At 33.6% G+C, this 7,667-nt stretch carries 7 protein-coding genes; 5 read left to right on the top strand and 2 right to left on the bottom strand.

Features of this window, described 5'->3' with window-relative positions; all coding sequences use genetic code 11:
* Positions 1-15: 15 nt before the first annotated feature.
* Both RMN97_RS09795 and RMN97_RS09790 read right to left on the bottom strand, forming a co-directional pair.
* On the bottom strand, positions 16-723 hold the full coding sequence (locus RMN97_RS09795) for a potassium channel family protein (RefSeq protein ID WP_309614336.1): 708 nt from the start codon (positions 721-723) through the stop codon (positions 16-18).
* Positions 723-1,385: a fused MFS/spermidine synthase gene (locus tag RMN97_RS09790; protein ID WP_309614335.1), complete on the bottom strand. Its 663-nt coding sequence runs from the start codon at positions 1,383-1,385 to the stop codon at positions 723-725. The genes RMN97_RS09795 and RMN97_RS09790 overlap by 1 nt, the downstream gene beginning before the upstream one ends.
* A gap of 154 nt (positions 1,386-1,539) precedes the next feature.
* Between RMN97_RS09790 and RMN97_RS09785 the strand changes: the two genes are divergently transcribed.
* The 5 genes from RMN97_RS09785 to RMN97_RS09765 all read left to right on the top strand — a co-directional run bounded on the left by RMN97_RS09785 (position 1,540) and on the right by RMN97_RS09765 (position 7,622).
* On the top strand, positions 1,540-2,091 hold the full coding sequence (locus tag RMN97_RS09785) for a 1-acyl-sn-glycerol-3-phosphate acyltransferase (RefSeq protein ID WP_309614334.1): 552 nt from the start codon (positions 1,540-1,542) through the stop codon (positions 2,089-2,091).
* A 64-nt stretch (positions 2,092-2,155) separates the two neighbouring features.
* Entirely contained in the window at positions 2,156-3,169 is a 1,014-nt protein-coding gene (locus RMN97_RS09780; protein WP_309614333.1) for a hypothetical protein, read from the top strand.
* 101 nt (positions 3,170-3,270) lie between these two features.
* Positions 3,271-4,413 carry a M14 family metallopeptidase gene (locus RMN97_RS09775; protein ID WP_309614332.1) on the top strand — a complete coding sequence of 381 codons (1,143 nt, stop codon included), beginning with the start codon at positions 3,271-3,273 and terminating at the stop codon, positions 4,411-4,413.
* Between the two features lie 54 nt (positions 4,414-4,467).
* Positions 4,468-4,950 carry a winged helix-turn-helix transcriptional regulator gene (locus RMN97_RS09770; RefSeq protein ID WP_309614331.1) on the top strand — a complete coding sequence of 161 codons (483 nt, stop codon included), beginning with the start codon at positions 4,468-4,470 and terminating at the stop codon, positions 4,948-4,950.
* An 86-nt stretch (positions 4,951-5,036) separates the two neighbouring features.
* Complete coding sequence (locus RMN97_RS09765; protein WP_309614330.1) at positions 5,037-7,622, top strand: phosphoenolpyruvate carboxylase; 2,586 nt, start codon at positions 5,037-5,039, stop codon at positions 7,620-7,622.
* Positions 7,623-7,667 lie beyond the last annotated feature (45 nt).

Below are 7,667 nucleotides of genomic sequence, written 5' to 3'. Positions count from 1 at the left end.
AAAACTGCTTTAAGACTACTCTATTTTATCTTCTTCAAAATAGCCTTTGCTTTTGACCTTTGTTGTAAAGAAGTTCAAAAACAAAACCACAAATGACAGGAAGAACATGGCTTGCAATGCGACCAATAGTTTTCCGTACGTTGTAATAGGATAATAATCGCCAAATCCAATCGAATTTGAGCTCACAACACTGAAATAAATTGGGTCAAACCAATGGTCAAATGGTTTATTCATGTTGTTTCCTAAAGTGTATAAAACGCCAAAGGCAATAATAATTTCCAGGTAATTAAAAAACAACAACAGCATAGAACGTTTATAGGAACGTGGACGTGAAAATAAATCGGAAGCAAATATCAATGTTGGAATATAGAGCACCGTTTCCATCAATACATAAACCAAAATATAAATCAAAATTTGATGCTTTTGCCAATTATTATAAAGTATCAAAAAAGGGAAAGCGACTTTTATCAAAATATAGAAATCCATAGCCAAGTCCTTATAAACAGGGTTTACTTTACTAGCAAATGTTTTTATATAAATTCCGGGAAAAAGCAATTGGCTAATCGACAGAAAGAGACGAAATATTTTTTCAATCCCATTGTCACTTTGATGATCATTATTCCAAATGGATTTAATGTTTAATATCCTTTTCTGAATGGGACTAAATTTTGGGATGACAATTGACGAAACCTCTCCGATTAATAATTTTCTGAAAAATCCCATTAGCTTAATTTTTTTATGGTAAACAATTCGTTGTGAATTTCCACTTTTGGATACAATCGAAGTGAGTAATCGCCACCAAATTTTGATTTGTAAATCTGATTTCGATTTTCATCGTTTGTATTAATCACCATTGTATTGAACAAAATAAAACCGTTCAGATTCAGCAAGAAATTGATTCTTTGGATAAAAAAATCCTGAAACAAAAAATTGGGCATCGTGGTATCTTCAAAAATATCAATGATGATTAAATCGTATTTTAATTTGGTTTTCAAAACGTATTCAAAAGCATCATCAATCACGATTTCAAGATTCGGAATTTTATCCAATTCAAAATAGCTGTTGGCTATATCAATAACGGCGGAGTCAATTTCAACACCGGTAATTTTTCCTTTAAATTTGATTTCATCTACCAAAGTTTTAATCACACTGCCACCAGCAACGCCAAGAACCAAAATGTTTTCAAAATTTCGAATGCGCTCAAAACCTATATATTTCAAGCCTTTTCTGAGAATTCGTTGCAAACTTCCATACGAATAATTCGTGCTTTTACTATCTAAAACCAATTCGCCATTGTTCCAAGTTACTTCAAGCGATTTGCTTACCGCAGAGTTTTTTTGGTGAACGTTAATTGGAATAAAATAGCTAAACAGTTTTCGAATCATTAATAAATATTTTTATCAAAAGTAAGACAGAAATACTAAATTTACGCAAAATTAAGGATTATGACATCGCCACAAATCAAATGTTTGCGAAAGCAAACTCCAATAATATAAAGGCGATTGCATATGACATTTGAAAAGCAATTACTAAAGGCATATGAAACAACGACTTTATAAATTTATTTTCTTTCGATTACTCGGATGGAAATTGATTGGAACACTTGATGAGTCAATCAAAAAGTGTGTTGTCATCGTTATTCCACATACCGCGAATGTTGATTTTTTTATTGCCTTATTGGTTCGCGGCATTATGAATGTTGAAATCAATTTTGTGGGCAAAAAGGAATTGTTTGTATTTCCGTTTGGCTATTATTTCAGAAGCGTTGGCGGTGCACCATTAGACAGAAGTGGCGGAAAAAATAATGTAGATGCAACTGCTGAAGTATTTAATAAACACGAAACATTTCGTTTGGCATTATCGCCCGAAGGCACACGAAAAAAAGTAACTGAACTCCGTACAGGATTTTATTATATCGCGCTAAAAGCCAATGTTCCAATCATTCCAGTAGCTTTTGATTATGGTAAAAAAGAAGTCAAAGTTGGCAGTCCGGTTTGGGTTACTGGTAATTATGATGACGATATGAAAGGTATTTTACCATTCTATAAAAACGTCAAAGGCAAAAATCCGGAAAGAGGATTCAAAGCTTAAAAAACCAGTTGAAAAGTTTTCTCGTAAGTAGTTAAGTCAATATCAATTATTAAAACTATTTACAATGAAAAAAACTATTTTAACATCGGTCTTGTTGTCTTTGTTCATGATTTCATGTTCAGACGACACAAATTCTCCTGCAAACATGGCAAACCGTTCTGCAAAAAAAGAATTTAAATTATTTACAACCAGTAACACTTCAGGAAGGGTTTCAATTACGGATTTAAATACCTCGATTTCTTCAAGTTTTACCGTAGCCTCAACTGATGCTGACGGAGCTTACTATTTTGATGACAGTGATGAATTTATTTTGGCTTCGCGTTCCAATAACAAAATTGAATTGTATTATGATGTTTCCGAAGCTGTTGCAACTAATGCAGCTTCACTTCCCTTTGGAACTTCAAGTACTTCCGATTTTAATAATGCTAGAGAAATTGCAGTTCTGGGTGACAAAATTGTGGTAACACAAGATCAAAATGCAGCTAATGGTAACACTAATAAACTATTAGTTTATGAAAGAAATGCTACAGGAATCAGTTTGCTAAACAGCTATACGGTGAATTTTAAAATATGGGGAATCCATTTAGATGGAAACACGCTTTATGCGGTAGCCGACTTGACATCGGATTTAGTCATTTTTGACAACTTCTTTGCCAATGTTAACGGAGCTATAACAGCAACCAAAAGAGTTACCATCGAAGGCTTAGTAAGAACACACGGAATTACGTATTCCAACAGAAGCAACACTATGGTTTTGACCGATGTGGGAAGTGCAACTTCAGCTACTGATGGTGGACTTATTATAATCAAAGGTTTTACGGATGTGTTGGCTGAAACACCAAATATGGGAACGATTGCTATGAAAAGACAAATCAGAATCTATGGTGCAGCAACTTCTTTAGGAAATCCGGTGGATGTGGCTTATGACAATTTTACCAAAACCATATTTGTAGCCGAAAGGTTAAATGGTGGCGGAAAATTGCTAACGTTTGACTTGCCACAGACGAATGGTAATTATGCTCCAACAAGTTCTCGAACTGAAGCTGGAGTTAGTAGTGTGTATCTTTTAAGAGAATAATTTTTCTGTCTTAACGTTCACAGAGAAACCTTTGGTAGTTATTATCAAAGGTTTTTTTATGCAAATGATTTTCGTTACTTACATTTGTGTAAATTTAGTTTATGGATTATTTACAGTTACATCAACAGTATAAAGAAGAAAGTATTTTTGGAAGATACATAACGTTGGAACATATAGAACCCTTAATTTTAAAACATCAAGCTAAAATTATAGGTCAGTCTGTTTTAGGAAAACCAATTTACAAATTGCAATTTGGAACCGGAAAAATAAAAATTCTGATGTGGTCACAAATGCACGGAAATGAAGCTACTACTACGAAAGCCTTATTTGACTTTATAAATTTTCTACATTCCAATACAAAAGAAAGCAATGCTGTTTTAGATAATTTCACCTTTTGTATGTTGCCAATGCTCAATCCTGATGGAGCAAAATTATATACCAGAGAAAACGCCAACGAAATAGATTTAAACCGCGATGCACAAAACCTTTCACAACCGGAAAGTGTTGTATTGCGAAAAACATTTGAAAAATTCCAACCTTATTATTGCTATAATCTTCATGATCAGCGCACTATTTATGGAGCAGGAGATAATGGAGATTCCGCTACAGTTTCGTTTTTAGCACCAGCTTTTAATGAAAATAGAGACATTAACGAAGTCCGTATTAAAGCCATGAATGTCATTGTGGCGATGAACACTACTTTACAACAGTTTATCCCAAATCAAGTGGGACGATTTGACGATTCGTTTAATTTAAATTGTGTTGGAGATACTTTTCAATACTTAAATGTGCCAACCCTGCTTTTTGAAGCAGGACATTTTGCTAACGATTATGAACGAGAGATTACTAGAAAATATATTTTTATTGCTTTAGTTTCAGGAATTAAATTTTTGCACGAAAACGATATAGTTCTCAACGAAATTGGCGATTACCTAAAAATTCCGCAAAATAAAGTCGTTTTTTATGATTTTGTTTATAAAAATGTTAAAATAAATTATGATAGTAACAAAAAAATTATCAATTTTGCTGCTCAGTTCAAGGAAGTTCTAAATAACGAAAAAGTAACTTTTGAAGCAGAGATTGCTCAAGTTGATAATTTAGAAAATTATTTTGGTCATGTAGAAATTGACGCTAAAGGCGAAACCTATACTGACGGAGAAAGTAATTTTCCGATTCTAGAAAAGAAAGCTAACTTTTATTTAGGAGAAAGTATTAAAATAGTCAACGGTGAACAAATCAAGTAGCTATTTTTTTTACATTTTGAAAATTAAGATTAGATTATAATAAAAATATATTTTATGAGTAAGTTTAAATTAGACGAAGTAGACCACCAAATCTTGGATATGTTGATTGACAACACCAGAATTCCTTTTACTGACATTGCAAAAAAACTGTTGATTTCGGCAGGAACCGTGCACGTAAGGGTGAAGAAAATGGAAGATCAAGGTATTATTATGGGTTCATCATTGTCATTGGACTATGAAAAACTAGGCTATTCTTTTATTGCTTATGTTGGTGTGTTTTTGAATAACACTTCCCAAACTAAATTTGTTTTAGAAAGAATCAATGAAATACCTTATGTGACAGTAGCTCACGTAACGACAGGAAAATTTAATATCTTCTGTAAAATTAGAGCAAGAGATACCAAACATGCAAAAGATGTAATCTTTATGCTTGATGATATTGATGGCGTTTACAGAACTGAAACAATGATATCATTAGAAGAAAGTATCAACGACAAAAAACGTTTGATGCACACTATTTTCCAAGAATTAGATTAAGAACTAATATTTTGTTATATAATTCTAACCTCATTCTCTCCGGCGAATGAGGTTTTTTTAAATAATTTAATTTAAAATTGTCAGCCATGTACACCTTACCAAAAATTGAGCGTTTTAACCAAAATGTTTTACAAAAATATCATATTTACAACAGCGTTTTTATAACGTTACCATTTGATGCAATTGATAATACTGGTGTATTATTGCCATTGTTTGCTGAAGTTTGTGATGCAGGTTTTAAAAAGAATTGGTCGCCAAAACAGATAGTCGATTTCTTTGCCGATAAATATTTGGACATGGCTTCTGAAGAAACAAAAATTGATTTAATGTTTCGATTTATTCAATATGTTGAGCGCCAAATTGTACTTTTTGATGCTATTGAAGACGCGGCTTTTCCTGTGGTGAATAATCTGGAAGGTCGCGGTTCGCTGCGCGATATCAAAGAAAAATCAGAAGCGAAAGACAAACATGAAGAGCTTATCAGTTTTCTGGAAAACTTTAGTGTTCGAACCGTTCTCACAGCGCATCCAACACAGTTTTATCCGGGTTCGGTTCTTGGAATCATCACCGATTTGACCGAAGCCATCCGTCAAAACGATTTGTTTCTAATCAAAAAATTGCTGGCGCAACTAGGTAAAACACCTTTCATCAAAAAAGAAAAGCCAACACCTTTTGACGAAGCCGTGAGCTTAATTTGGTATCTCGAAAATGTATTCTATCAAACCATTGGAGAAATGATGCTTTACATGCAGAAAAATATATTTGATGGCAATACTATAGAAAACTCCATTATTAATTTGGGCTTTTGGCCAGGTGGCGATAGAGATGGCAATCCGTTTGTAACTCCAGAAATTACTGAGAAAGTCGCTAAACGATTGCGAACCTCAATACTCAAATGCTATTATTTTGACATCAGAGTCTTGAAAAGAAAACTGACTTTCAACAAAGTTGATACCATTATTGCCAACTTGGAATACAAACTGTATCGTTCTGTTTTTTATTCTCAAGGCGAATTATTTATTTCTTTAGCCGAATTAAATAACGAGCTCAATATTGTAAAACAAATCATAATTAATGATCATCAGTCTTTGTATTTAGACGAAATTAATATGTTGTTGCAAAAGATAAATGAGTTTGGGTTTCATTTTGCGGCACTAGATATTCGTCAAAACAGTCGCATTCACAATGTCGTTTTTAATGATATTTCAGCATTTTTGAAAAGAGAAAAAGAAGTTTATTTTCCGGAAAATTTTGAAACACTTTCCGAAGAAAATAAAATGAATTTCATTTCAGAACTTCATTTTGATTTAAGCAATCATTTTTTTGAAAATGAAATCACGCGATCTACTTTGGATACTATAAAACTGATTCGTGAAATACAAGAACAAAATGGTGAAAAGGGTTGCAATCGTTACATCATCAGCAATAATGAAAGCGCCTTAAACGTCATCGAAACGTTTGCAATGTTCCGTTTACTTGATTGGGAAAATCCAACCGTTGATATTGTGCCATTATTTGAATCGGTTGACGATTTGCATCATGCGCATGAAATCATGGAGCAATTGTATAAAAACACAACATATCGAAATCACATTAAGCATCGAAAAGATAAGCAAACGGTGATGCTTGGCTTTTCTGACGGAACCAAAGATGGTGGTTACTTGATGGCCAATTGGAGTATATTCAAAGCCAAAGAAATGATTACTGAAGTTTCCCGAAAATACGGAATCAAAGTTATTTTCTTTGATGGTCGAGGTGGACCACCAGCGCGTGGCGGTGGAAAAACACATAAGTTTTATGCCTCTTTAGGTTCGACTATAGAAAATCAGGAAATACAGGTTACAGTACAAGGACAAACTATTAGTTCTAATTTTGGTACGATAGATTCTTGCCGCTATAATTTGGAAAATCTGTTGAGTGCCGGAGTAGCTAATGCCGTATTTAATAAAGATGAAAATAATCTTTCGACTTCCGATAAGGCAATCATTGATGAACTGGCAGCTATTGGGTATCAAAAATACGTGGATTTTAAATCACATGACAAGTTTATTCCTTATTTGGAAGAAATGAGTACCTTGAAATACTATTCTAAAACCAATATTGGCAGTCGTCCTTCGAAAAGAAATGCTTCAGAACAATTGAATTTTGCTGATTTGCGCGCGATTCCTTTTGTGAGTGCATGGAGCCAAATGAAGCAAAATGTTCCGGGATTTTTTGGAGTTGGAACCGCTTTGAAACAGTTTGAAACCAACAACCAATGGGAAAAAGTGCAAAAGCTTTATGACGATTCTTTGTTCTTTAGAACCTTGTTGGAAAACAGTATGATGTCGTTAGCCAAATGTTTTTTCCCATTAACGGCCTACATGAAAAACGATGCAGCGTTTGGTGAATTTTGGCAAATTATTTATGATGAATTTTCAGAAACTAAACGCTTGCTGCTTAAAATCGCAGGACATAAAGAACTCATGGAAAATTATCCGGATGGGAAAGCTTCGATAGCAATGAGAGAGCAAATTGTATTGCCATTGCTGACCATTCAGCAATATGCTTCCTCGCAAATCAATGAAATTAAAAAGCATAAAGCTGGAGATGAAAAATTGCTAAATGCTTATGAAAAACTGGTTACGAGGTCACTTTTCGGAAATACAAATGCGAGTAGAAATTCAGCGTAGTAAAGGTTTTTAGCTTGACTGATTAAATTTTATTTAACAAAATAA

Source organism: Flavobacterium sp. (assembly GCF_031381455.1).
GTDB lineage: Bacteria > Bacteroidota > Bacteroidia > Flavobacteriales > Flavobacteriaceae > Flavobacterium.
This window is presented reverse-complemented; position numbering and strand designations above follow the sequence as displayed.